The following is a 24,427-nucleotide window of genomic DNA, read 5'->3' as shown; positions in this document are numbered from 1 at the left end:
CTGGTGCCGTACGGCCGCGTCATCCAGATCGATCTGTGCCGCCACAAGGACGATCGCCGGATCGCCCTGAACACGGCCGGCGACGACTGATCGTGGCGGAGACGCGCTACAATGAATTTCTCCGACCATCGAACGAAAGGCATTCCATGCACGCGCGCACCGTCCTCGCCCTCCCTGGCCTCCTGCTGGCACTGTCGTATGCCGCCGCCGCCCACGCCGCGCCCGCGTGCGGCACGGCGCCGTCCGGCGAACTGCGCGCCGAGCGCGTCGCGGCCGTCCAGCCGTCGCGCAGCGAGCCGGGCCTGTACGAGGGCCCCGTGTGGATCAAGGATGCCCTGTACTTTTCCGATTTCAGCTTCGCGCCCGGCTTCCCGTCGCGCATCCGCAAGCTGGGGCTCGACGGGACCGTGAGCACGGTCGTGGAAGACAGCGGCAGCAACGGCCTCGCGGTCGACGCGCACGGCGACATCGTCGCGGCCACGCACAAGTACAAGGCCTTGTCGCGCTACGCGCTCGCGGACGGCAAGCGCACGACGCTCGCGGCCGACTACAAAGGCCAGGTGTTCAACTCGCCGAACGACATCGCCATCGCCAAGGACGGCACGATCTATTTCACCGACCCGGATTTCCAGAAGGCGGCGGCGCCCGGCGGCCAGAGCGTCACGGGCGTGTACCGCGTCGGCACGGACGGCAAGGTGACGCTCGTCGACGGCAGCCGTCCGAACCCGAACGGCGTATCGCTGTCGCCGGCCGGCGACGTGTTGTACGTGAACGCGGGCGACGGCTTGCTGCGCGCCTACCCCATCGTGAACGGCGTGCCGGGGCCGGGGCGGGATATCGTGAAGGGCCTCGATACCCCGGACGGCATGGCCGTCGATTGCCACGGCAACATCTACGTGACCGAGCACCCGGCCAAGCGGGTGCGCGTGTTCTCGCCGCAAGGGAAAGCGCTGGCGACGATCCGCACGGACGCCAATGTCACGAACGCCGCGTTCGGCGGCGCCGACGGCAAGACGCTGTTCCTGACGGGCGCCGGGGCGATCTGGCGGATCCGGCTGGACGTCACCGGATCGCCGTACTGACCGGCCTCAGGTCTTCAGGACCACGCGCTTCTGCTCGCGCGCCGAGCGGTAGATGGCTTCGATGATGCGCAGGTCGCGCAAGCCTTCCTCGCCCGCGACGATCGGCTCGCGGTTCTGCAGCACGCATTGCGACATGTGGTCCAGCTGGCCGGCCCATTGCGTCGCGCCCGGGCCCGGCGGCGGGGTGATCTCGTTCTCGCGGCCGTTGCCCACCCACATCCGGTTGCCGTGGTACGCGGTCGCCGGTTCCATGTCGATGCGCCCTTTGTCGCCCATCAGCAGGATATGGTTCTGGTTGGCGCTGTACATCGACATGCACGAGCCGATGACGCCCGACGGGAATTCCAGCTGGAAGCCGATCATGTCTTCCACTTCGCGGAAGCGCGGGTCCTTGCGGTCCGTCGTTTCCTGCGCATAGACGGCGATCGGTTCCTCGCCCGTCATGTAGCGCGCCGCGTTGAGGGCGTAGATGCCGATGTCCATCATCGAGCCGCCGCCCGCCAGCGCCTTTTTCAGACGCCAGGCGTTCGGGTCGCGGAACGTGAAGCCGTGCTCGGAGCGGAAATAGCGCAGCTTGCCGATCTCGCCCGCGCGCGCGCGGCGGACCGCTTCCAGGTTGTACGGCTCGAAGTGGCAGCGGTAGCCGATCATCAGCTTCTTGCCGGCTTGGCGGCAGGCCGCGATCATGGATTCGCACTCGGCCGACGACACGGCCATCGGCTTTTCGCACAGCACATGCTTGCCGGCCTTGGCCGCGCGGATCGTGTACTCGGCATGCATCGAGACGGGCAGGCAGACGTAGACGACGTCGATGTCCGGGTTGTTGCGGATGTCGTCGTAGTTCTGATAGTTGTAGATGTTTTTTTCCGGGACGCCGTATTCCTGCGCCACGCGCTTCGCCTTGGCCGGGTCGCCGCTGACGAGGGCGACGAGGCGGCTGTTCCTGCAGTTCGCAAATTGCGGAATGATGATGCCCAAGCCGTACGAACCGAGGCCAACGATCGCATAACCCAGCTTGCGATCGGGCGGGGCCGCCCATGCCATGTCGCCCATCGCACCCGCCGCCAGCGCACCGCCGGCGGCAAGGACCAGACCACGCCGATTCTTGTCGATCATCATGTCTCCTCGTATGAAATGTTAGCGCTCACAGTCGCGTCATCATTTTAATACGAATGCCATGCGATGCGTGATGTCGCCGCGCCCGCGCAGCCAAAAATTATCGCTAATCAATAAACAGATTCACCCCGCGCGCACACTGGCAGATGGTGCCCGGACCCGCCGGGCCGTCTCTCAACGAGGTGAATCATGGTCAAACTTCAGGGCAGCGTGCCCGCAACCATCGCCGATATGCAGTCCCTCGGACCGGCACCGGCCAACGAACGCTTCGAGATCACCGTCCTCGTGCGCCGGCGCGCGCCGATCGCGGCGCATCCGCTGGACACCAAGCCCGGCCACCGCAACTACCTCACGCGCGCCGAGTTCGCCGCGCAGCACGGCGCCAGCGATGCCGACTTCGACGCGGTCGCCGCGTTCGCGCAGCAGGCGGGGCTTGTCGTCGTCGAGCGCCGGCCAGCGGCGAGGAGCATCGTCCTGTCCGGCACGGCCGGCCAGGTGGCTGCCGCGTTCGGCACGGCCATCGAGCACGTCGAGCACGCGGCCGGCATCTCGCGCCGCCGCACGGCGCCCGTGCACCTGCCGCCGGAACTGGACGGCATCGTCGAAGGCGTGTTCGGCATCGAGGACGTGCCCATCGCGCGGCCGCATTTCAAATTCTCCAAAGAATCCGCCGAGGCGGCGCTGCTGGGGTCGTTCAGTTCTCCCACCTTGGCGGGCGCGGCCCCATCCGATGCGCAGGCCACGTCCGGCTTCACCGGCGTCGACATGGCGACGCTGTACGATTTCCCGGCCGGCCTGGACGGCAGCGGCCAGTGCATCGCCATCATCGAGCTGGGCGGCGGCTATCGCAGCCGCGACCTCAAGGCCTATTTCAAGAGCCTGAACCTGGCGCCCCCCAGCGTCACGGCCGTCTCCGTCGACGGCGGCAAGAACAGCCCGTCGCTGCCGTGGAGCGCGGATGCCGAGGTGATGCTCGACATCGAGGTCGCCGGCGCCGTCGCGCCCAAGGCCCGCATCGCCGTGTACTTCGCGCCGAACAGCGAGCAGGGCTTCGTCGATGCGATCGCCGCCGCCGTCCACGACGACGTGCACAAGCCGTCCGTGATTTCGATCAGCTGGGGCGCGCCGGAATCGGAGTGGACGGAACAGGGCCTGGCGGCGATGAACCAGGCGTTCGAAGCGGCGGCCGCGCTGGGCGTGACGGTGTGCTGCGCGGCGGGCGATGCCGGCAGCGGCGACCAGAATCCGCAAAACGGCACGCCGGACGGTCGCGCGCATGCCGACTTCCCCGCATCCAGCCCGTACGTGCTGGGCTGCGGCGGCACGCGCATGACCGTCAGCGGCAACACGATCACGAGCGAGACCGTGTGGAACGACGACCCGACCAGCAGCGCCACGGGCGGCGGCGTCAGCGACGTGTTCGACCTGCCGGCCTGGCAGGCGAATGCGGGCGTGCCGAAGTCGGTCAATCCGGGCGGACGGGTCGGACGGGGCGTGCCCGACGTGGCCGGCAATGCGTCGCCCGCGACGGGCTACCGGGTGCGCGTCGACTTCATGACGTACACCATCGGCGGCACGAGCGCCGTGTCGCCGCTGTGGGCGGGTCTCGTGGCGCTGTTGAACCAGAAGCTGCCGCAGCCCGTCGGCTGGCTCAATCCGCTGCTGTACGGTCCGCTGGCGGGCAGCGGCGCCATGCGCGACATCACGAGCGGCGACAACGGCGGCTATCCGGCCAAGGCCGGCTGGGATGCGTGCACGGGCTGGGGCGCGCCGGTCGGATCGAAACTGCTGGCCGCGCTGGAAACCTGAGCCGCAGCCCACGCGTAACGCCAACACAGCGCATACGTCACGCGTGGGCACAGGGTGCCCACCCCGATCTACAAGCGCGCCATCACGTCGGCGCGGTACTGGCGGCTGCACGGCACCCGTGCGCCGCCGCGCAGCAGCAACTCGCCGTCGCCCTTGTCCAGGGCGACGATTTTTTCGATCCAGCGCACCGCCACGGCCGCGCGCCGGTGGCAGCGCACGAAGCCGGGACCGAGCCGGCCGACGAGGCCGGCGAGCGTCTGGCGCAGCAGCGGGTTGCCTTCGGCCGTGTGCAGCACGACATAGTTGTCGGCCGTCTCGATCCACTGGATGTCCGCGACGCGCACGACGCGCGTGACGCCGCGTTCGCTCACCAGCAATTGCTCCAGCGGCGCGGGCGGCAGGGCGGCGGCGTGGCCGTCGGGGCGTGCCGCCAGCTTTTTCCGCAATCGAGCCAGCGCGCGACCCAGGCGTTCGCCATCGTAGGGTTTCAGCAGGTAGTCGATGGCGTCGGCATCGAATGCCTGGCACGCATAGCGTTCATAGGCGGTGACGAAGACGACCAGCGGCGCCGGTTCCGGCAGCGACGCGGCCAGTTCGATGCCGGACAGCTCGGGCATCTCGATGTCGAGCAGCAGCGCGTCCGGCCGGAAGCTGGCGATGCGTTCCAACGCTTCGATGCCGTCGGCCGCTTCCTCGACGGCCGCGATGCCGTCCTGCCGCGCGAGCAGGTGGCGCAGCTTGGCGCGCGCGGGGCGCTCGTCGTCGACGATCAGCAGACGCATGGCAAGCTCAGCATGGCAGCCGCAGTTCCGCGCGCACGCCGCCCTGCGGCCGCGCCGTGATGTCCAGCCGGCCCGCGTCGCCGTACAGCGCCTGGATGCGCGCACGCAGGTTCGTCAAACCGATGCCGCCGGGGCGCTCCGACGCCGCCAGCCTGCCCGCATCGTCCTCGACGCCCAGCACGAGCGCGTTGCCGTCGCGGCGGGCGTACACGTCGATGCGGGTGGGCGCGCGCCGGCGTTCGACCGTGTGCTTGAACACGTTTTCCAGCAGCGGCTGCAGGCTCATCACGGGCACGTCGCGGTCGAGCAGCGTGTCGTCCACCTGCCAGGCGATGGCGACGCGGTCGGCGAAACGCTCGGCCATCACGTCCGCGTAGCCGCGCGCGAGGCGCAGTTCGGTCGCGAGGGGCGCGGCGTGGCGGTCGCCCAGGGCCAGCGTTTCGCGCAAGACGTCCGCGAGCTGCGCCAGCGTGGCGTCGGCGCGGGCCGGATCGGTCCAGATCAGCGCCGACACCGTGTTCAGCGCGTTGAACAGGAAGTGCGGCTGCATCTGCTGGCCCAGGCGCTGCAGTTGGGCCTGGCGCAGCAGGGTGTTCGAGCGCTCCGCGCGCAGCCGCGCGTCGAGCAGGGCGCGGTACGACTGGACGCCGAAGCGGATCGCCATGAACAGGCCGAAGAAGATCGTGATCTTCATCGATTCGTACAGGAACAGCTGCGGCACGGGATCGTGGCGATACGTCTCGCCGACCAGCGCATACACGGCATGGCGGAAGCCGAAGGCGAGGGGGACGAAGGCGATCCAGTACATGAGCAGCCAGCGCGCCTGGCGCGCGAACCAGCGCGGCGGCGTGCCGAGCAGGCCGTCGTCCGCGTGCGACCAGCGCAACTGCACGAGGGCGAGCACGCTGATGACCAGCGCCGACGAGCCTTCCCACAGGACCGGCTTCCAGATCGCATGGCTGTGGTCGTTGCGCATGAAATCCTGCACGGCGACGAGCATCATCAGGATCCAGAACAGGATCCAGGCGGAGACGAAGACGGCGTTGCGGCGCAGGAAGCTCATGCGGGGATGATCGGCCATCCTTGTGCGGTTGTCAAAAGGCACGGGTGCGGCACCGGCGCCGCGCTTCTGCTAACGTCGAGCCGGACCAACCCATCACAGGAGGAAGCAAATGGAACGTTTCCTGTTCGTGTACCACGGCACGCCCGGCCCCGATGCGGCCACCCGCCACGACCGGTCGCGCTGGGCCGCCTGGTTCGACGGCATGGGCTCGCGCGTCATCGACCGCGGCAGCCTCACGCACAGCGCCGTCGAGGTGCCGCGCCGGCTGCTGGGGCCGAAGGAATCCGCCAGCTCGCTGTGCGGCTATTCCATCGTCGAGGCGGCGGATTTCAACGAGGCCGTCGAGATCGGCGAACGCTGTCCCATCTTCGACGAGGATGGATCGGTCGAGATCGCCAGGCTGACGATGCCGCTGACGTAGGGCGCCTCGAGACACCGTCGCGAGCGGCCGCAATGCCGTTCGAGAAGCGCAGCAGTACGAGCGGTACGGCCGGTCCGCCGTCGCGGCGCATCGCAGCCTGCACGGCCCGGCCCACAGTGCAACGCGCAGCAGGTTTTTCGACGTGCCCGCAGGCGTCAGCCCCGGCTCAGCACCACGTGCGTGGCCGCCTTGGTTGGCACGTGCTCGGTGCAGGTGAAGCCGAGTTCGGGCAGGTCGATCCCGGCGAACAGCGCCTCGCCTGAGCCCAGCAGCACAGGCGAGATGGCCAGGTGCATCTCGTCGACGAGTCCGGCCTGCAGGTACTGGCGGACGGTCGACACGCCGCCGCCCAGGCGCACGTCCTTGCCGGCCGCCGCCTCGCGCGCGCGCTCGAGCGCCGCCTCGATGCCGTCGGTGACGAAGTAAAACGTCGTGCCGCCCTTCATCGCGAGCGGGGCCCGGGCGTGGTGCGTCAGCACGAACACGGGGACGTGGTAGGGCGGTTCGTCGCCCCACCAGCCTTTCCACTCGTCGTCGGGCCACGCACCGCGCACCGGGCCGAACATATTGCGGCCCAGGATCCAGGCGCCGATATTCTCGAAGCCGCGCGCGGCGAAGTCCTCGTCCGGGCCGTCGGTCCCCTTCGTTTCGTCGCCCAGCATGCGCTGGAACGTGCGCGTGCCGCGGAACCATTGGTGCAATCCGCCGCCGCCTTCGCCCATCGGATTCTGCAGGCTCTGGTTCGGGCCGGCGCCGTAGCCGTCGAGGGAAATGGAAAAGCTCCGGACTTTCAGTTTGGACATGTGGTCTCCTGGTTGATCAGCGTGTCTTGTACGACGAACGGGGAAGGCTGATTTCGACAATATTGCCACATTCACTTTTGCCACATTCACTTTCGCTACAATCACTTGTTGATCTCGTCGTCGCCCGGCTTGCGCCCCCGGCTGCGGTCGAGCGGGCCCTTCATCGCCTCCACGTCGCGCATGAACTCGTCCACGCCGTGGTCGGGACTCAGCCTCACGGCGGGCGGCAGCAGCACGGACATGTACAACTCGTCCGACAAGCGCCCCGTGCGCTGCACGTTGCCGGCCAGGATCAGGCTGGAGCAGAGCACGGCGAGGCCGGCGCACACCCAGCGGTAGCGCACCCGGTTCTGCGGCCGGATCGTGGTCAAGTGAAAATAGACCACGCCGGCCAGCAGCAGCGCCGCCACCGGCGACGCGTAGTGGGTAAAGCCCTCGGCCGAGAACGCATACGCGAGCGTGCTGCCCAGCAGGGCATAGCTGGCGACGGCCAGCGCGCCGCAGCCGAACACGAACAGGTGGCGGCCCAGGCGCGCGTGGCGGCCGAACAGCCGGTTCGCGAACGCCCACGCGCCGCCCCACAGCAGGGCCGCCGCGAGCCCGCAGGCAAGGGCCTCGGCGTAGCGCGCCCATTGGAAATATTCCGCGTCGCCGAGCCAGCGCGCCAGCAGCGCGACGGCGCCTGCAAGCAGCAGGCCCACCGCGCCCGGCGGCACGCCTTCCCAGCGGTGGAACGTGCGGTCGACGAGTTCCGGCGCGACGGGGAAATCGGCCGCCCGCACGCGCAGCGGCGTGTGGCCGATGCGCACGACGGTGTCGCCCGACAGGACGGCATGCTGTTGCCGGCGGCCGGCCACGACGATGCCGTTGCGGGTGCCGAGATCGCGCAGCAGCAGTTGCCCGGTCGCATCGGGTTCGACGACGGCATGCGCGGCGGCCGCGTAGTCGTCGTCGAGGATCACGTCGTTGTCGTAGCCGCGTCCGATGCGGATGGGGAGCGTGTCGACGCACTGGCGCTGCAGCACGTCGCCGTTGCGGGCCAGCAGTTCGACGAACCAGGGCCCGTTCATTTCACGTGGCTGCGCCCGAGCGCCGCGAGGAACGCGCGGGTGGCGCGCAGTCCGTTGTCGTACGAGACGCCCGCCAGGTCCAGGCGGCTCTGCAGGCTGGCGTGCGGATCGTCCGTGCTGGCGGCCAGCAGCGTGAAGTTGTACAGGCCGGCGAACTTGCGGTAGGCGCGCACGCACGTCACGGCGCGCACGGGCAGGCTCGCCGTGTGCACGAACATCTCGGCGCAGGCGGGGCGCGTGAGGCGCGTGTCGCGGCCGCTGCCGATGCGGTCGACGCTGAAGCGGCTCGTGGCCAGCACGGCGAACTGCAGCGGATGGAGGGAGCTCGTGCGCAGGACCTGGTGCGTCATCGACACGTGGCCGGTCTGCTGCGTGTCCGACACATAGACCGCTGCCTCCATCGCGCAGCTGACGGCGTCAAGCGTGTACTCGGCCTCCGCGCGGAAGTTCGAGCGCCCCCAGCAGCGCAGCTGCTGCGATTCGCGCACGGGCACCTGGTACGGTCCCATCGTCCGCATCGACAGCGGTTCGGCCAGCAGGCGGTCGATCAGCGCGCGCTGGTGCGCGAGCAGCTGCTGGCCGATCAGCGGATTGAAGTTGTTGGGCGGATGCGGCTGCGCGGCCGCCTTGGCGAGCAATTCCTGCGCGTATCTGACGGGCACGAGGAAGCTGACCAGTTCGCCGTCGAGGCGCTTGGACACGTTCACGCCCGCGACGACGCCGGCCGCCGTCACGCTGGGGCCGCCGCTCATCCCCGAGTTGATGGGGCCCGTAAAAATCAGTTGCTCGTAAAAGCTGCGCGTGACGACGCCGTTGTACGAACCCTCCGAGATGGCGAAGCCGAGGTCGAGCGGGTTGCCGAGCGAATACAGGTACTGGCCCTGCACGAGTTTCACGGGTTTATCGGGCACCTGAAAAAAGCCCGTGCCGTTGCGGTTCACGCGCACGACGGCCAGGTCGTGCAGCACGTCGACGGCGAGCAGTTCGACGGGCCCGCTCTTGCCGTCCGTGTCGACGTATTCGCCGACATAGACCTCGGGATCGAGCGCCATCTGCGACACGACGTGGTAATTGGTCAGCACGAGGTTGCCGGTCCCGACGAGGAAGCCGGAACCCACGCTGGACTGGCTGCGGCCATTTCTCAGCAGCATGCGGATCTGCAGCAGGTCGGCCTTCGCGGCGGAGTACAGGTTTTGCGCGGCGCTGGAGGGCGGGGGGAGGGCGGTCGTCTCGTCCGTCTCGCCGGGGCCGGGGGCGGGCGGCGTCGTGGCGGGCGGCGTGGCCGGCGGGATCACGAGGGGCGGCTGCGGCGGTTTGGCCCGCTGGCCCGCCGTGCCGGACGCATTTCCCCTGCCTGCGGCGGCAACGGCGATCGACGCGGCGGCGCCGAGGATGATGACGGCAAGGGTGGCGGGCGGGAAGCGCATGGCATCCTCATACTGGCAAGACGGTTGTTACCATCTTGCCAGAACCGCCGCTTGGGGGTGGGATTATGCTTCGCTGTCGAGCGCGGCTTCGGTGGCCGGGGTCATCATGTGCCCCAGCTTGGCCTGCTTGGTGTTGAGGTAGTTGTCGTTGTAGGCGTTGCGGTTGACGAGCAGCGGCACGCGCTCGGCGACCTTGATGCCCAATTTGCCCAGGGCGTCGATCTTGCGCGGGTTGTTCGTCATCAGGCGCACGGCCTCGATGCCGAACTGTTCCAGCATCGGCAGCACCAGTTCATAGTTGCGCGCATCGGCGTGGAAGCCCAGCTGCAGGTTGGCCTCGACCGTGTCGGCGCCCGCTTCCTGCAGGCGGTAGGCGCGGATTTTATTCACGAGGCCGATGCCGCGGCCTTCCTGGCGCAGGTACAGCAGGATGCCGCGGCCTTCGTCGGCGATGCGGCGCAGGGCCGATTCCAGCTGGGCGCCGCAGTCGCAGCGCTGCGAGAACATCACGTCGCCCGTCAGGCATTCCGAGTGGATGCGCGCCAACGGGGCGTCGCCCGTCGACAGGTCGCCCAGCGTCATCGCCAGATGCTCCTTGCCGGTCGCATGCTCGATGAACGCATGCAGGGTGAACTGCGCCCACGGCGTCGGCAGGGTGCACGACGTGACGTAGTCGACGAGGTTGGAAGGCGCGGGGGCATTGTCTTGCATGGCTTTTCCTGGTGCGATAGCGTGAAAACTGATCAAGTAACAGGCGAGTTTACCGGAAATCGGACATGGCCGTGAATTTAGCACTCGGCGCTGTTCCATCCGATATGGGTGCTGCTGGCCAGAAATACAACAGCCTGCACGAAAGGTGACGCGGGTGTTCACGTGAAGCAACAGTATTCCCGCGCAGAATCCCGGCTGTGCTAGGCTGGACACCAGCGTCATACGGCGCCGTGTCCTTGTCCGTTTGCCATGTTGAATCCCCTGAAATTGTTGCGCCGCCTGATGCCGCGCGCCCTCGGCGCCTGGCTGGCGCTGGCGTTCATCGCGCTGTCGATCGTCCTCACGCTGGTCCTCACGTCCGTCATCGAACGCAAGTCGTCGGAACAGGTCCAGACGAACATCGGCCACGGCCTGGCCGAGCTGGCGATGCAGACGTCGGACAAGCTGGAGCGCGGCATGTTCGAACGTTACCGCGAAGTGAGCCTGCTGGCCCGGCGTCCCGTGCTGGCCGAGGGCCAGCCGCATGCGCGCCGCCGCGCGACCTTGGACGGCATCCAGAACACCCTCGGCTACTACAGCTGGATCGGCCTGGCGGGCCTGGACGGCACGGTGCAGGTCTCGGCCCAGGGCTTGCTGGAAGGGGCGGACGTGTCGAAGCGCCCCTGGTTCCGCAACGCCCTGCGCGGCATCCATGCGGGCGACGTGCACGAGGCCATGCTGCTGGCGCGCTACCTGCCCAGGCAGACGGAACCCTGGCGCTTCGTCGACGTCGCCTTCCCGTACGTCGACGAGCAGGGCGTCACGCGCGGCGTGCTGGGCGCGCACCTGTCCTGGCAATGGGCGCGCGACGTCGAGCGGTCCGTGATGGCCGGCATCGCCGCGCGGCGCCAGGTCGAGGCCCTGATCGTCGACACGGACGGCAACGTCCTGCTCGGGCCGGCGGACGTGGTCGGCAAGCGCCTGACCCTGCCGAGCCTGAAGGCCGCACACGCGCAGCGCCATGGCGGCTACGTCGTCGAGACGTGGCCGGACGGCCGCGCCTACCTCGTCGGCTACCAGCTTGGCCACGGCTACGGCGAGTACCCGGGCCTGGGCTGGACCGTCCTCGTGCGCCAGAACGCCGACGACGCGTTCGCGCCCGTGCGCCGCCTGCGCGAATACGGCCTGGCCAGCGGCGTGCTGCTGGCCGTGCTGTTCTCGCTGGCCGGCGTGGCGCTGGCGCGCCGCATCACGCGGCCGCTGGGCGACCTGGCCGATGCCGCGCAGCGGATCCGCGCGGGGGAGACGGCCCGGATCGAAGTCAAGCGGGGCGGCTATGCCGAGGTGCGCGCGCTGGCGACGACCCTCAACGCGCTCGTGGCGAACCTCGTGCGCCGTCGGCGCGCGCTGGAAGACCTGAACGCGAATCTCGAAGAACGCGTCGCCCGCCGCACGCGCGAGCTGGAACAGGCGCTGGCCAGCGTGCGCGCCAACGAGCAGCGCATCGCCACCATCATCGAGACGGCGCAGGATGCCTTCGTCGGCATCGACATGCGCGGCCGCATCTGCGACTGGAACTCGGCGGCCGAGAAGATGCTCGGCTGGTCGCGCGACGAAGCGTTGGGCTGCATCGTGTCGGACCTCGTGATGCCGGAACGCTTCCGCGCCCGCTCGCGCGATCTGCTGACCCACTTCCGCGAGACGGGCGAGCTGGAGATCCTGGGCCGGCGCGTCGAACGCATCCTGGTGACGCGCGACGGCGTCGAGATTCCCGTCGAGATGACCTTGGGCCTGGCCGGCACCGGCGACGGCCTGTTCTTTTCCGCCTTCGTGCACGACATCTCGGCGCGCAAGGAAGTCGAGCGCATGAAGGATGAATTCGTGGCGACCGTGTCGCACGAACTGCGCACGCCGCTGACGGCGATTTCCGCGTCGCTGGCGCTGCTGGCCGACGGCATGGCCGGCGCGCTGCCGCCCGACGCGCAAGGCCTCGTCGACGTGGCCAACGCCAGCTCGGGACGGCTCGTGCGCCTGATCGGCGACGTGCTCGACATCCAGAAGATGGACGCCGGCGGCATGGCATTCGAACGCGAGGTGCAGCCGCTGCTGCCGCTGGCGGAAGATGCCGTGGCGGCGATGCAAAGCTTCGCGAGCCGCTGCGGCATCGAGCTGTCGTGCGTGGCCGCGCCCGGCGCGGAAGCGGCCCGCGTGGACGTCGACCGCGACCGCCTGGCCCAGGTGCTGACCAATCTGCTGTCGAACGCGATCAAGTTTTCCGGGCCGGGGTCGAAGGTGCGCGCGCAGGTCGAGGCGCGCGGCGATGCCGCGCGGCTGGCCGTGGCCGACGAGGGCGCGGGCATTCCGGAAGCGTTCCGCGAGCGCGTGTTCCAGCGCTTCGCCCAGGCCGACGGCGCCGATTCGCGCCGCCAGGGCGGCACCGGCCTCGGTCTGTCGATCTGCAAGACGATCGTCGAGGAGCTGGGCGGGAATATCTGGTTCGACAGTGCCGAGGGCATCGGCACCACGTTCTACGTCGAGCTGCCGCTGGCGGCTTGATAGTCGCTGCCGCCGGCGGCTTGACAGGCGATTTTCATCCCTCGATTTTCATCCCTTATTTACGTCGATGCGCCCGAACGGCAACGTCATTCCCGCGAAAGCGGGAATCCATGCTGAACCACGGAATTCGATATGCCAACGATACTGTGAGTTTCGAAAGGACAGACTTCGGTTCGTCTGCATGGCGGGAACGACGGATTTTCATCGACGCGATTTATTCCGAACGCCCCAGGGCCTGACCTGACAACGCCGTCGCGTCCGGGCGGCCGTAGTGCCGTTCGAATTCGTCCAGCGCCACCGGCCGTCCCAGCAGGTAGCCCTGCATGACGTCGCAGCCGTGCGCTGTCAGGAAGGCCTGCTGCCCAACCAGTTCCACGCCCTCGGCGATCGTCGCCAGGTGCAGCTTGCGCGCCAGCGCGATGATGGCTTCCACGATCGACGACGCGTTCGGGTCGCGGTCGACGTCCTGCACGAACGAGCGGTCGATCTTGAGCGCCGCGAGCGGAAAGCGGGCCAGATAGGCCAGCGACGAATATCCCGTGCCGAAATCGTCCAGCGCGAAGTGGATGCCGAGCGCGCGCAGCTGCTGCATGCGCTCGACGAGATCGGCCGGGTTGCGCGCGAAGACGCTCTCCGTCAGCTCCAGCGTGAGGCGGTCGGCCGGCGCGCCCGTCGCGGCCAGCAGGGTGGCGACGGCGCGCGGGAATTCCGGATCGCGCAGCTGGTGCACGCTGACGTTCACGGCCAGCTTGAGCATGGCGAGGCTGGGTTCGCGCGCCCAGCGCGCGAGCGCGTGGCAGCCTTGCTCCAGCACGTCCAGGCCGAGCGCCGCGATCAGGCCGCCGGATTCGGCCACGCCGATGAATTCTCCGGGCGCGACCAGGTCGTCCGCGCTGCGCTGCCAGCGCACGAGCGCTTCCGCGCCCACGAGACTGCCGTCGTGCCCGAACTGCGGCTGGCAATACAGCACGAACTGGCGCCGCGCGATGCCCGCGCGCAGCGCGGCCGACAGCGCGGCCTGGCGGTCCACCGCCGCCTGCATGCCGGGATCGAAGAAGCGCAGCGTGTTGCGGCCTTCTTCCTTGGCGCGGTACATCGCGAGGTCGGCCTGGCGCAGCAGGGTGTCGATGTCGGTGGGGTGGCCGTCGAACAGCGTGGCGCCGATGCTCGGGCTGCTGGCGCACTGCCGGCCGGCCAGCTCGACCGGTTCGCCCAGCACCTCGAGGATCTTGCGGCCCACGGCGTGGACTTCGGCCGTCGCCTCGGCCGCCGTGAGGCCCAGGTTTTCCAGCACGATCACGAATTCGTCGCCGCCCAGGCGCGCCAGGTGGTCGCCTTCGCGCAGCACCCGGCGCAGCCGCCGCGCCACTTCGCGCAGCAGCAGGTCGCCCACGTCGTGGCCCATCGTGTCGTTCAGCAGCTTGAAGTTGTCGAGGTCGAGGAACAGCAGGGCGCCGTGGCGGCCCGCGCGGCCGTTGCGCGCGAGGATCTGCCCCAGTTCGTCGATCAGGAAGCGCCGGTTCGGCAGGCCCGTCAACTGGTCGAAATATGCCAGCTCGTGGATGCGGTGCTCGGATTGCTTGCGCTCCGTGAGGTCGGTATTCGTGCCGGACAGCCGTACCGCCTTGCCGGTGCCGTCGCGCAGGATGAAACCGCGGCTCAGGACCGGGACGTAATGGCCGTCGTGGTGGCGCAGCCGGAATTCGACGCTGTAGGCCTGGCGAGGGCCCGGCAGCAGCTCGTCGATGAAGGCGACGACGCGCGCGCGGTCCTCCGGGTGCATCATGCGGATCCAGGCCTGCGGATCGGCATCCATGTGGTCCGCGACATAGCCGAGCATTTCCCAATAGCGCGCGGAATAATAGATTTCACCGGTGACGAGGTCCCAGTCCCACGGCGCATCGGTCGACCCCTGCAGCGCGAGGCGCATGCGTTCCTCGGATTTATGCAGCGACTGTTCGGCGGCCTTGAGGGCCGTGCAGTCCGTGAAGCAGACGACCACGCGATGCAGCGCGCCATGCTCGTCGCGCTCCGGATAGGCATTGCAGATCGCCCAGCGCACGCTGTCTTCGGCAGGGTGGACCACGCCGACGACGAGGTCGGAGACCCTGGTTCCCGTGCGCAGCACGGCGTTCACGGGATACTCGGAGGCCGGCATGCGGGTGCCGTCCGCCCGCACGAAGTGCCAGAGCGCGTCGTCGGCCCGCGCATTCAGGACCTGGGGGGCGCTGCGTCCGAGCATTGCCAGCGCCTGGCAATTGGCCGCCACGATCCGCCCGGTGGCGTCGTGCATCACGACCCCGGCCGGCAGGTGGGCGAGCAGCTCGTCGAAGCGCCGTTGGGCGTCGTCCGGGACGCCGTCAGCGGCTTCAATGCATGGCGGGTTCTCGTGCATGTAGACTTTTGGTTACGATCTTGGCGCATGCTAGCAGGTCCCGCACCGCCGTGGCGCGCGTTCGAGCCGTCATGCCTGCGCCAGCGCGCGGTAGCGGAAATCGCGCAGCCGCACGGTACCGCCGCCCGCCGCATACACGCCGAGCTTCAGGCTCAGGAAGGCGCCGAACACGTTGTGGTGTATCCCCGACACTTCCATGCGCGTGCCGTGCAGCGTCCACGTCCTGCCGCCGTCGAACGAGTAGTGAAACGTGACGACGTTCTCCACATTCGTCAGGCGCACGCGCACGCTGGAGATGGCTTGCGGGTGGCGCGCCCACGGTTGCTCTTCCGCGTACTGCCAGGTCTTCACGAACGCGGGCGTGAAGCCCAGGCCCACGAACGCTTTCTGGTTGTAAAAAAGCAGCAGGCCGCCTTCGGCTGGGCCGACCAGATCGAGGGTGATCTCGGCCTCGTACGAGCGGTCGCCGACGCCGCACGTCAGCGGGGCGCCGTCGGCGGGCGACGTGCCTTTGCCCTTGATTTCCAGGCCGCCGTTGGCGAACGCGATGCGCTTCATGTCGTCCGGCGCCGGGTCGTGGAAGGCCCACTGGACGCCGAAGCGGTCCTTGGTGAAATCGTCGGACAGGGCGAAGCCGCTTGGTCCCGCCTTGCCGCCGCGCGGCTTCGGCAAGGGTTGCGACAGGTCGCCGCCCTTGGCGCGGAACCAGCCGTCGGCCGTCCATTCCATCGGCTCGAGCAGCGTCTGGCGGCCGAGCGTGCGGAAGCCGTTCTCGTAGCCGTGGTAGACCATCCACCAGTCGCCGGCCGGACCTTCGACGAGCGATGCGTGGCCGCGCGACCACCACGGCTCCGACGTACCGGTCGTGCGCACGAGCGGGTTGTGCGGGCAGTGTTCCCACGGGCCGTTAATGGATGTCGAACGGGCCGCGATCACCATATGGCCCGTCACCGGACCGGCCGTGCCGCCCACCGCCGTGATCAGGTAGAAGTACGCGCCGTGGCGCAGCAGCTTGGGGCCTTCCGGCGCGAAGTTCTCGACGACCCAGTCTGCCGGATAGCGCCACGGTTGATACGCCGGTTCGACGGGCCCGGTCGCCGCGAGGCCGTCGTCGGCGAGGCGCACGCGCCGGATGCCGTTCACGAACAGATAGCGCTTGCCGTCCTCGCCGACGACGTGGCCGGGATCGATGCAGCCGGCGATCTTGAGGTCGACCGGGTCGCTCCACGGCCCCTCAATATGGTCGGCCCAGATGGCGTAGATCGACCAGTTGTTGCCGTCCGGCGCGGCAGGGATGTAGATGAAGTAGCGGCCGTCATGCTTGCACAGGTCGAGCGCCCAGATCGTGCCCAGCGGTTTTGTCAAAGCGGGACCGACCGGCGCCCAGTTCACGAGATCGGTCGAATGCCAGATCACGATGCCGGGATAGGAAAAGAAGGACGAGAAGGTCATGTAATAGTCCTTGCCGTCCTTGAGGATGGTCGGGTCCGGATGGTCGCCGGCGACGATCGGGTTGACGTACGTGCCGTCGCCGCGGTCGGCCTTGCGCTGGCCTTCGATGCCGCGGCCCCAGCGCGGGGCGATGGACGTTTTCGCCGTGGCGGCTTGCGCGGGCAGGGCGGGAAGCGCGGCGGCGCCGGCGCCGGCTAGCAGGGTCTTGAATGCCGTGCGGCGGGATGGGTTGGTCAAGCGGCTCTCCGATGCGTGCGTGATCGCGGTTTCCAAGAATATATGAAAACGATTTCACTAACAAGGAGGGCGGCGTCAGCGCAGCTCGTGGATGGCGATGCCGCGAAACGCTTCCCACGCGCCGAAATCCGCTTCCAGGCCGGGCAGCAGGCGCAGCAGGGCGGCCTTGTCGTTGTGGAAGGTGGTCGCGCTGCCGTCGATGGCGCGCGTGGACTGCAGGCGGTACAGCCGGGCATCCTTTGCCGCGAGCGGATGGCGCAGCAGGACCAGCACCTGCCGGCCGTCGACGTCGACGACCTGCAGGTCGCCGGGCGCGCCGGCCGCCTTCACGTAGCGGCGCTGGACGTCGGGCTCGATGCTGCCCGCTTCGAGGGAGATGCGCACCTGGCGGCCGTGGACCGCGGCCCAGTCGAGGAACGGCACGGCGAAGTCGACGATCTGGTCGCGGTCGGTGCGGTAATCCATCACGGCGAGGGCGTCCGCGTGCGGCGCCAGCGCATCCAGCAGCGCCGGGTTCCGGCCCCACCAGAACGGGACGACGAATTCCACGCGCAGGCCATCGCCGGCGGCCGCCTTCAAGGCGCGCGCCATGTCGACGTAGGCCGCGTCGCGCCGGTCCACAGGCAGCACATGGTCCGGCAACAGATACGGTTCGACGTCGAACTGCACGCCACGCAGGCGGGCTGCCGGAGGCTGCGACGCGTTGTAGGCGGCATAGGCCTGCACACGCTTGACGGCGGCCGGCACCTCGCCGGCCAGGACCATGTGCGGATCGCCGTCGACGCTGAGCACGGCGATGCCCTTGTCGCCCGCCTGGCGCACGAAGGCGGCCAGCTGGTCGGGGGCGCGCACGGCGGTGCCGTCCTTCAGCGGCACGGTGACGAACAGTTCGCGGATGCCCAGGCTGGCCGCCCAGTCGAGCAGAACGGGGCCGCCGTCGATCCAGTCGCCCGGACGCCAGACCCACGTGGCGCGCGGCGCGGCCGTCGGCGTTGCTGCCGGTTCGAGCGCGAGCGAGGCGACGTCGATGGCGGCCTGCGTCGCGGGGCACAGCAGCACGAACTGGCGCCAGTTGCCGCGGTCCAGCCGGGGCGGCAGCGCGAGCCGCGCGTCCTTGGCGCCGGGGACGAGCGCTCCCAGGTCGAACGCGTCGTCGCGCGCCTGGCGCGCCGCGTCGGCCACCTGCCACGTGAACGGTCCGCCTTGCGCCGCATAGGCCGCGGCCAGCACCACGTTCGCCCGCGTCATGAACCACGGACCCGTGAGGATGACGCCCGCCGCGTGCCGGCCGGGGCGGCACGTCACGCGCAGGCGGTCGTCCGTCAACGTCGCCTGCACGCGTTCCTCGACGCCGAACGTGCGTGCGCGCATCCGCGCGAGCAGGTTCGCGTGCAGGGGCATCGGGGCCGGACGTTCCGGCCCCGGCTTCGACGACGGCAGTTCGTGCTCGCTGGCGGCGAAGCGGCCGTCCGCCACGTTGCCGTGCAGGAGGATCACGTCGTCAGGCGTCTCGCCGGGCGCGAGCGGATACACCGCGTCGACCTGCGCGCCGGCCGGCAGCGGCACGCTCGTACAGCCGGGCATGCGGGCCTGGTCGTTGGCGACGTAGCGCGGCGCTGCGTCCGCGCCGGCGGGGCATTGGTGCAGCCAGGCGGCATGAGCGGGGAGCGTCATCGCGAGCAGGGGGAGCAGGAGTGTGCGCATGGGTCAGGAGTCTCCGGGCGAACCGGCCTGCCAGTCGCCTTTGCGCTTCATCGTACCCCAGGTCGATTCTTTCCGGGTGGCCCAGCGCCACAGGCCGATCAGGCGCCAGACCGTGTTCAGCTGGCGGTAGCCGACGTTTTCCAGCAGCACGACGGCGCCCAGCGCGAGCAACTGCTTGCCGCGCGGGTAGATGTGGAAGGACATCTCTTCCAGCAGCAGGCCGGACGCGGACAGCAGGATGCCGAGGCCGATCGCGACGAACATGAACGTGCTGAAGGCCTGCCACGAGATCTCGCCCGCCAGGGAAGCCCAGACCATGAACACGTAGCCGCCCAGTTCGACGACGGGACCGAGCCATTCGAACAGCAGCATGAAGGGAAACGCGAGCCAGCCCGGCACGCCGCCGTTCCGCGAAAACATCAGGCCCCAGTTGGCGGAGAGGCTCTCGGCCAGGCCGCGCTGCCAGCGGATGCGCTGGTTCTTGAGGGTCTTGTAGTCTTCCGGCGCCTCCGTCCAGCACACCGGGTCGGGCACGAATTCCACCTTGTACGGCTGGCGTTTCGCACGCAGCAGGCGGTGCATGCGGACGATCAGTTCCATGTCCTCGCCGATGGTGTCGGGGCGGTAGCCGCCGGTTTGAATCACGGTGTCCTTGCGGAACACGCCGAACGCGCCGGAGACGATCAGCATGCCGTTCACGGACGACCAGCCGAGGCGTCCGAACAGGAAGGCGCGCAGATACTCCACCACCTGGAACAGGGCCCAGATATTGCGCGGCAGGCCCACCTTGGTCAGGAAGCCGCCCGTCACCTCGCAGCCGTTGGCGACGCGGATCGTACCGCCCGTCGCGACGACGGTCGGATCGCGCAGGAACGGTTCCGTGACCTTCTCCAGGCTGTCGCGCTGCAGGATCGAGTCGGCGTCCACGCCGCACACGAGCGGGTAGCGCGACGCGTTGATGCCCGCGTTCAGCGAGTCGGCCTTGCCGCCGTTCTCCTTGTCGATCACGCGCAGGTTCGGAAAGCGCGTGGAGCGGTAGAGCTGGCGGATGTCCTTCGTCTTGATCTGGCGGCGGTAGGCTTCCGGGAACGGCAGCAGGCCGAATTCGCGTTTCAGCACGTCCAGCGTGCCGTCCTTCGAGCCGTCGTTCACGACCAGCACCTCGTACTCGGAATACGTCAGCTGCAGCATGGAGCGCACCGACGCCGCGATCGTCGCTTCCTCGTTATATGCGGGTACGAGGATGCTGACGGGCGGCTCCAGGCCCGAGTAGACGCGCGGCAGGTCGTCCAGCATCGCTTCCTGGCCCTTGCGGTGCAGGGTGCGCAGCGACAGCATGTTCAGCACGAGGTAGCCGCCGTTGAGCAGGACGAAGTAGCACAGGACGAACCATGTGATGAATCCGACGACATGGTGGTGCGCGTTCATGGGGCTTCCGTGGAGCGGGTTTCGGCGATCACCTGCGCGAGGATGTCGGCGGCGAAGCGGTCGGAGAGCGACGCGTGGAGAGCGTCGAGGTCGGCGCGTCCCAGCCAGGGCAGGTCGACGAGGGCCTGCGCGGCGCGGTAGCGCACCCACCACTCGCGGTCGCCCAGCAGACCAGCCAGGCGGTCGACGTCGGACGCGTCGCCGATGCGGCCCAGCGCCTTGGCGGCCAGCACGCGCACCTGCCAGTCGCCGTGCGCGAGCAGGCCGCGCACCCGGTCGCGCAGGCCGGGCGTGGCGACGACGCGCAGCGCGCCCGTCACGAGGCCGATGTCGGCACTGGCCAGCGCCTGTTCCAGCAGCGCGGGCGGCAGGTCGATGCGCAGGGCTTCGGCGATACGCATGGCGCGCGGCAGGCGCTCCGGCGCGAGCGACGGCAGCAGGTCCGCCAGCACGCCGGCGACGGGCGCGCTCGCTTCCTTGAGGATGCCGGCCACGTGCGACATGGCCCAGTCGTCGCGCTCGACGAACAGCGGCGTGAGGTAGCCGGCGGCCGCGTGCGGATCGATGCGCACGAGTGCCCACAAGGCGGAGAGCGACAGGGTCACGTCGGGGCTGCCGGCCAGCGTGCGCAACGTGTCCCAGGAGGCGCGGTCGCCCAGGTGGCCCAGCAGCAGCGTGGCCAGCAGGCGTTCCGTGCGCGCGCCGCGTGCGAGCATGGCGCGGGCGTCGTGGTCGACACCGAGGCGGCGCGCGACGGCGTTCAGCGCGAGGCCCGCTTCGCCGCGCAGCGACGCCTGCAGGTGCACCCACAGCTTGATGAAGTGCAGGCGTTCGGACTTGGGCAGGCGCGGCAGGAAGTCCGGCGTCTCGCCGACGATCGCGGCGTTCAGCACGGGACGCCAGCGGGCCAGCGCGCGCGCCTCGCGCCGTTCGTGCCGGCGCAGGGCCATGCGCAGGCGGATGATTTGCGCGGCGAGGAGCAGGGTCAGGAGAAGGGCGCCGATGCCCGTCCAGTACGCGGCGGCCAGGATCGGGTCGTCCGGCGCCCTGAAGGCGGCGGCCAGCGCGTGGGCGGGAAGGGCACCCGTGGGCAGGGCCATGCCGCGAGGTCAGGAAACTGCGAGGAAGCGGCGCAGGCGCGCCAGCAATTCCTGCGGCTGGAACGGCTTGATGATGAAATCGTTGGCGCCGGCGTCCAGGGCGCGCACGGTGTCGCGCTCCGTGTTCTTGGCGGTCAGCATCAGCACGGGGACGCCTTCCCAACCGGCCTGCGCGCGGATCAGGCCGACGATCTCGAACCCGTCGACGAAGGGCAGCATCACGTCCAGCAGCACCAGGTCCGGCGCCGGCTGCGACAGGACGTGCTGTACGGCGGCCCGGCCGTCGGCCATGTGGATCACGCGATAGCCCTGGCGTTCGAGCATGAAGCTCAGGACGTGGGCGATGTGGACGTCATCTTCGACGACGAGGACGCTGGGTTGTGCAGACATGCTGGCGGGTGAAAGTTGCTGTGAGGCTTCATTATACTGAGCGCATTTCGCATCCGACGCGCGATTGTGCGGCTTGAATATGCATTAGCGCTAATGTATCATGCGGTGCATGAACACCAGGCAGAATCCAGGGCTCGGCGAATTGCTTCGCTATGTCAACGAACTCGTCGAACAGGGCGCGGAAGACCATTACCGCGCCATGAGCCTGAGCTACCGGCCGCGCTACACCCCGGTGTTGCGCGCCCTGCACGCCGGCGCGCTGACGGTGACCGACATTACCGAGCGTACCCGTCTGACCCAGGGCGCGATCAGCCAGACCGTCGCGTTGCTGGAGAGCGACGGGCTGATCGCGCGCCACGCCCTCGGCGACGGCCGCAAGAGCGCGATCGAACTCACCGCCGCCGGACGCGCGCTGGTGGGCAAGCTGGAACGGCATTGGGCGGCCACCTTCGCCGCGATCGACAGGCTCGAGGCCGACATCGGCTACCCGTTCCGACGCGTGCTGGAAGCCGCGGCCGCCGCCCTCGAGCGGGAGGGATTTTCGGCCCGGATCACGGCGGCGCAAGCCGCATTACGACAGGAACGACAGGAGAATCCGCATGGCGACTGACTCGCACCCGGCGCGCAACTGGTTCGACCAGGGGGGGCGGGCCTATGCCCGCTTCCGGCCCGAGTATCCGCGCGAGCTGGCCGCGTTCCTCGCATCCGCGGCACCGGACGACAGGCTCGCGGTCGACGTCGGCTGCGGCAACGGCCAGCTGACGCATCTGCTTGCCCCTTGGTTCCAGCAGGTGGTTGGGCTCGACCCGAGCGCCGACCAGATCGCGAATGCGGTCCCGAACGCGCGCATCCGGTATGAATGCGCGCCCGCCGAGCAGCTGCCGGTGCTTGACGCGAGCGCGAGCATGGTGACCGCGGCCCAGGCCGCGCACTGGTTCGACCTGCCGGTCTTTTATCGGGAAGTGCGCCGGATCGCCGTGCCCGGCGCCATCGTGGCGCTCGTCAGCTACGGCGTCCTCACGCTGGAGCCCCTGCTGGATCAACGTTTCCAGACGTTTTATCGGGACGAGATCGGGCCGTATTGGCCGCCGGAGCGCAAGCTCGTCGACACGGGCTATGCGACCCTCGACTTTCCGTTCGAAGAACTGGCGCCGCCGTCCTTGCACATCCGGCTCGAATGGCATCTGTCCGATTTCATCGGCTACGTGCTGACGTGGTCGGCCACGCGCAGTGCCAGGGAAGCCGGCAAGGACGCGCTGCTGATGGCGTTCTTCGATGACATCGCCGCGCTGTGGGGCGACCCGAACGCGAAGCGTCCGGTGTCGTGGCCCATCAATATGCGCATCGGCAGAGTATGACAATCCGGCCGCGCCGCGGCCCGGCCGGGTGACTTCGAGTCATGCCGGCAGGTCGAAGAACAGCAGTTCCGCGGCCTCGGCGTTGTCGAACACGACGCGGTCCTCGCCGCCGATCTTGAGCGCGTCGCCATCCTTCAGCGACACGCCGTTGACCGTGACGTCGCCGCGGATCACGTGCACATACCCCAGGCGGGCACGGTCGATCGCGTGTTCCAGCTTGTCGCCTTCGTCCAGGATCGCCGCGTAGATCGAGGCGTCCTGGTGGATCAGCACGGAGTCCTGGCGGCCGTCGCGCGAGGCGATCAGGCGCAGCTTGCCCTGTTTGCTTTCTTTCGGAAAATGCTTTTCCTCGTAGCTGGGCGGGATGCCTTGCGTATCCGGCTGGATCCAGATCTGCAGGAAGTGCACGGGATCCGTCTGCGACCCGTTGAATTCGCTGTGGCGCACACCGGTGCCGGCGCTCATGCGCTGCACGTCGCCATAGTGCAGGACGGAGCCGGTGCCCATGCTGTCCTTGTGCTCCAGCGCGCCGTCCAGCACGTACGAGATGATCTCCATGTCGCGGTGGCCGTGGGTGCCGAAGCCGGCGCCGGGCGCGACGCGGTCTTCGTTGATCACCAGCAGCGGACCGAAGCCGGTGTGGCGCGGGTCGTAGTAATCGGCGAACGAAAAGCTGTGTTTGGACATCAGCCAGCCGTGGTGGGCGGCGCCCCGTTCAGCGCTCCTGCGGACTTCCATCATGATCTGCTCCTTGGTTTGATCGTTTGTCGATGGAATGAGTATAGGGAAGCCGCCCGGAGAAGAAAAACGAGTAGTTTGACGGGCTGCGATCGAAAAAATCGATCATCGACGCAGCGGATCGAGCAGGCTGCGCAGGTTGTTGTGGTCGAGCTCGTACATGAGGGCCAGCAGCTCGCCCAGCTCGCCCCTGGGAAAGCCTTCGCGGGCGAACCAGCCCAGGTAGTGGCCGGGCAGGTCGGCGATCGTGCGGCCCTTGTACTTACTATAGGGCATTTCGCGGGTCAGGAGGAGGGTGAGGTGTTCGGTTTTCATCGTGCGGACACTTTAGCAAATCCCGCGATCGGCGTAGCATGCGCCGGAGAGGAGAAACGCCATGGCACCCGACTTTAACCTGGAACGCTTCGTCGAAGCCCAGAACGGCATCTACGACAAGGCGCTGGCCGAGCTGCGCGCCGGCCACAAGCGCACCCACTGGATGTGGTTCATCTTCCCGCAGGTCGAGGGACTGGGCCACAGCGCGATGGCGCAGCGCTACGCGATCCGTTCGGCCGACGAGGCCGCCGCCTACCTGGCGCATCCCGTGCTGGGCCCGCGCCTGCGCGCCTGCGCGCAAGCCGTGGCAAGCCATCACGACCGCGGCGTCGACGAGATCTTCGGCTACCCCGACAACCTCAAATTCCACTCGTCGATGACCCTGTTCGCCGACATCGCGCCCCACGAAGCGATCTTCCAGACCTGCCTCGACCAGTTCTTCGACGGCCGCGCCGATCCGGCCACGCTCGAGCGGCTGGGCTGACGATTCC

The 24,427-nt window shown here is 68.7% G+C and carries 22 protein-coding genes; 7 read left to right on the top strand and 15 right to left on the bottom strand.

Features of this window, described 5'->3' with window-relative positions; translation table 11 throughout:
* Nucleotides 1-146: 146 nt before the first annotated feature.
* Nucleotides 147-1,082 (top strand): SMP-30/gluconolactonase/LRE family protein, encoded by a 936-nt coding sequence (locus BVG12_RS11005; RefSeq protein ID WP_075792422.1) that lies wholly within the window; start codon nucleotides 147-149, stop codon nucleotides 1,080-1,082.
* Between the two features lie 6 nt (nucleotides 1,083-1,088).
* On the opposite strand, the gene BVG12_RS11000 is transcribed toward BVG12_RS11005, so the two are convergent.
* Nucleotides 1,089-2,198 carry a Gfo/Idh/MocA family protein gene (locus BVG12_RS11000; RefSeq protein ID WP_075796304.1) on the bottom strand — a complete coding sequence of 370 codons (1,110 nt, stop codon included), beginning with the start codon at nucleotides 2,196-2,198 and terminating at the stop codon, nucleotides 1,089-1,091.
* Between the two features lie 189 nt (nucleotides 2,199-2,387).
* On the opposite strand from BVG12_RS11000, the gene BVG12_RS10995 reads away from it, so the two are divergent.
* A complete protein-coding gene (locus tag BVG12_RS10995; RefSeq protein WP_075792421.1) occupies nucleotides 2,388-4,007 on the top strand; it encodes a S53 family peptidase in 1,620 nt (539 codons plus the stop codon).
* Between the two features lie 68 nt (nucleotides 4,008-4,075).
* Here the strand turns inward: BVG12_RS10995 and BVG12_RS10990 are convergent, their stop codons facing one another.
* Complete coding sequence (locus BVG12_RS10990) at nucleotides 4,076-4,789, bottom strand: LytR/AlgR family response regulator transcription factor (protein ID WP_075792420.1); 714 nt, start codon at nucleotides 4,787-4,789, stop codon at nucleotides 4,076-4,078.
* Between the two features lie 7 nt (nucleotides 4,790-4,796).
* The gene (locus tag BVG12_RS10985; RefSeq protein ID WP_229503858.1) at nucleotides 4,797-5,870 is read right to left on the bottom strand and encodes a sensor histidine kinase; all 1,074 of its coding nucleotides are present in this window, start codon (nucleotides 5,868-5,870) and stop codon (nucleotides 4,797-4,799) included.
* A 91-nt stretch (nucleotides 5,871-5,961) separates the two neighbouring features.
* Here BVG12_RS10985 and BVG12_RS10980 point away from each other — a divergent pair, with 91 nt between their 5' ends.
* Entirely contained in the window at nucleotides 5,962-6,273 is a 312-nt protein-coding gene (locus tag BVG12_RS10980; RefSeq protein WP_075792418.1) for a YciI family protein, read from the top strand.
* A gap of 155 nt (nucleotides 6,274-6,428) precedes the next feature.
* On the opposite strand, the gene BVG12_RS10975 is transcribed toward BVG12_RS10980, so the two are convergent.
* From BVG12_RS10975 to ribA, 4 genes are all read right to left on the bottom strand, one after another.
* Nucleotides 6,429-7,076, bottom strand: a complete 648-nt coding sequence (locus BVG12_RS10975; protein WP_075792417.1) for a dihydrofolate reductase family protein — start codon at nucleotides 7,074-7,076, stop codon at nucleotides 6,429-6,431.
* Between the two features lie 101 nt (nucleotides 7,077-7,177).
* Nucleotides 7,178-8,146: an FHA domain-containing protein gene (locus tag BVG12_RS10970; protein ID WP_075792416.1), complete on the bottom strand. Its 969-nt coding sequence runs from the start codon at nucleotides 8,144-8,146 to the stop codon at nucleotides 7,178-7,180.
* Nucleotides 8,143-9,573, bottom strand: coding sequence for a S1 family peptidase (locus tag BVG12_RS10965; RefSeq protein ID WP_075792415.1), 1,431 nt, complete (start codon nucleotides 9,571-9,573; stop codon nucleotides 8,143-8,145). The genes BVG12_RS10970 and BVG12_RS10965 overlap by 4 nt, the downstream gene beginning before the upstream one ends.
* A 63-nt stretch (nucleotides 9,574-9,636) precedes the next feature.
* The gene (gene ribA / locus BVG12_RS10960; RefSeq protein ID WP_075792414.1) at nucleotides 9,637-10,284 is read right to left on the bottom strand and encodes a GTP cyclohydrolase II; all 648 of its coding nucleotides are present in this window, start codon (nucleotides 10,282-10,284) and stop codon (nucleotides 9,637-9,639) included.
* Between the two features lie 249 nt (nucleotides 10,285-10,533).
* On the opposite strand from ribA, the gene BVG12_RS10955 reads away from it, so the two are divergent.
* Complete coding sequence (locus BVG12_RS10955; protein ID WP_075792413.1) at nucleotides 10,534-12,819, top strand: sensor histidine kinase; 2,286 nt, start codon at nucleotides 10,534-10,536, stop codon at nucleotides 12,817-12,819.
* Nucleotides 12,820-13,033: 214 nt separating this feature from the next.
* Here the strand turns inward: BVG12_RS10955 and BVG12_RS10950 are convergent, their stop codons facing one another.
* The 6 genes from BVG12_RS10950 to BVG12_RS10925 all read right to left on the bottom strand — a co-directional run bounded on the left by BVG12_RS10950 (nucleotide 13,034) and on the right by BVG12_RS10925 (nucleotide 21,525).
* Complete coding sequence (locus tag BVG12_RS10950; RefSeq protein WP_075792412.1) at nucleotides 13,034-15,214, bottom strand: putative bifunctional diguanylate cyclase/phosphodiesterase; 2,181 nt, start codon at nucleotides 15,212-15,214, stop codon at nucleotides 13,034-13,036.
* 69 nt (nucleotides 15,215-15,283) lie between these two features.
* Nucleotides 15,284-16,903, bottom strand: a complete 1,620-nt coding sequence (locus tag BVG12_RS10945) for a family 43 glycosylhydrolase (RefSeq protein ID WP_075792411.1) — start codon at nucleotides 16,901-16,903, stop codon at nucleotides 15,284-15,286.
* 75 nt (nucleotides 16,904-16,978) lie between these two features.
* Nucleotides 16,979-18,607 (bottom strand): hypothetical protein, encoded by a 1,629-nt coding sequence (locus tag BVG12_RS10940; RefSeq protein ID WP_075792410.1) that lies wholly within the window; start codon nucleotides 18,605-18,607, stop codon nucleotides 16,979-16,981.
* Between the two features lie 3 nt (nucleotides 18,608-18,610).
* On the bottom strand, nucleotides 18,611-20,035 hold the full coding sequence (locus BVG12_RS10935) for a glycosyltransferase family 2 protein (RefSeq protein WP_075792409.1): 1,425 nt from the start codon (nucleotides 20,033-20,035) through the stop codon (nucleotides 18,611-18,613).
* Nucleotides 20,032-21,135 (bottom strand): HEAT repeat domain-containing protein, encoded by a 1,104-nt coding sequence (locus BVG12_RS10930; protein ID WP_083684902.1) that lies wholly within the window; start codon nucleotides 21,133-21,135, stop codon nucleotides 20,032-20,034. The genes BVG12_RS10935 and BVG12_RS10930 overlap by 4 nt, the downstream gene beginning before the upstream one ends.
* Nucleotides 21,136-21,144: 9 nt before the next feature.
* A complete protein-coding gene (locus BVG12_RS10925) occupies nucleotides 21,145-21,525 on the bottom strand; it encodes a response regulator transcription factor (protein ID WP_075792408.1) in 381 nt (126 codons plus the stop codon).
* A 109-nt stretch (nucleotides 21,526-21,634) separates the two neighbouring features.
* Between BVG12_RS10925 and BVG12_RS10920 the strand changes: the two genes are divergently transcribed.
* Together BVG12_RS10920 and BVG12_RS10915 are read left to right on the top strand one after the other, a co-directional pair.
* On the top strand, nucleotides 21,635-22,135 hold the full coding sequence (locus BVG12_RS10920) for a MarR family winged helix-turn-helix transcriptional regulator (protein ID WP_075792407.1): 501 nt from the start codon (nucleotides 21,635-21,637) through the stop codon (nucleotides 22,133-22,135).
* On the top strand, nucleotides 22,125-22,883 hold the full coding sequence (locus tag BVG12_RS10915) for a class I SAM-dependent methyltransferase (RefSeq protein WP_075792406.1): 759 nt from the start codon (nucleotides 22,125-22,127) through the stop codon (nucleotides 22,881-22,883). Before BVG12_RS10920 ends, BVG12_RS10915 begins: the two co-directional genes overlap by 11 nt.
* Nucleotides 22,884-22,922: 39 nt before the next feature.
* Here BVG12_RS10915 and BVG12_RS10910 read toward each other — a convergent pair whose 3' ends face one another.
* Nucleotides 22,923-23,624 (bottom strand): pirin family protein, encoded by a 702-nt coding sequence (locus BVG12_RS10910; protein ID WP_075792405.1) that lies wholly within the window; start codon nucleotides 23,622-23,624, stop codon nucleotides 22,923-22,925.
* A gap of 102 nt (nucleotides 23,625-23,726) precedes the next feature.
* Complete coding sequence (locus BVG12_RS10905; protein WP_075792404.1) at nucleotides 23,727-23,936, bottom strand: DUF3820 family protein; 210 nt, start codon at nucleotides 23,934-23,936, stop codon at nucleotides 23,727-23,729.
* A 61-nt stretch (nucleotides 23,937-23,997) separates the two neighbouring features.
* Between BVG12_RS10905 and BVG12_RS10900 the strand changes: the two genes are divergently transcribed.
* Entirely contained in the window at nucleotides 23,998-24,420 is a 423-nt protein-coding gene (locus BVG12_RS10900; protein WP_075792403.1) for a DUF1810 domain-containing protein, read from the top strand.
* Nucleotides 24,421-24,427: the final 7 nt, after the last annotated feature.

It is taken from the genome of Massilia putida (assembly GCF_001941825.1).
Classification (GTDB): Bacteria; Pseudomonadota; Gammaproteobacteria; order Burkholderiales; family Burkholderiaceae_D; genus Telluria; species Telluria putida.
The sequence above is the reverse complement of the archived record's forward strand: the minus strand, read 5'-3'. Positions and strand labels throughout refer to the sequence as shown.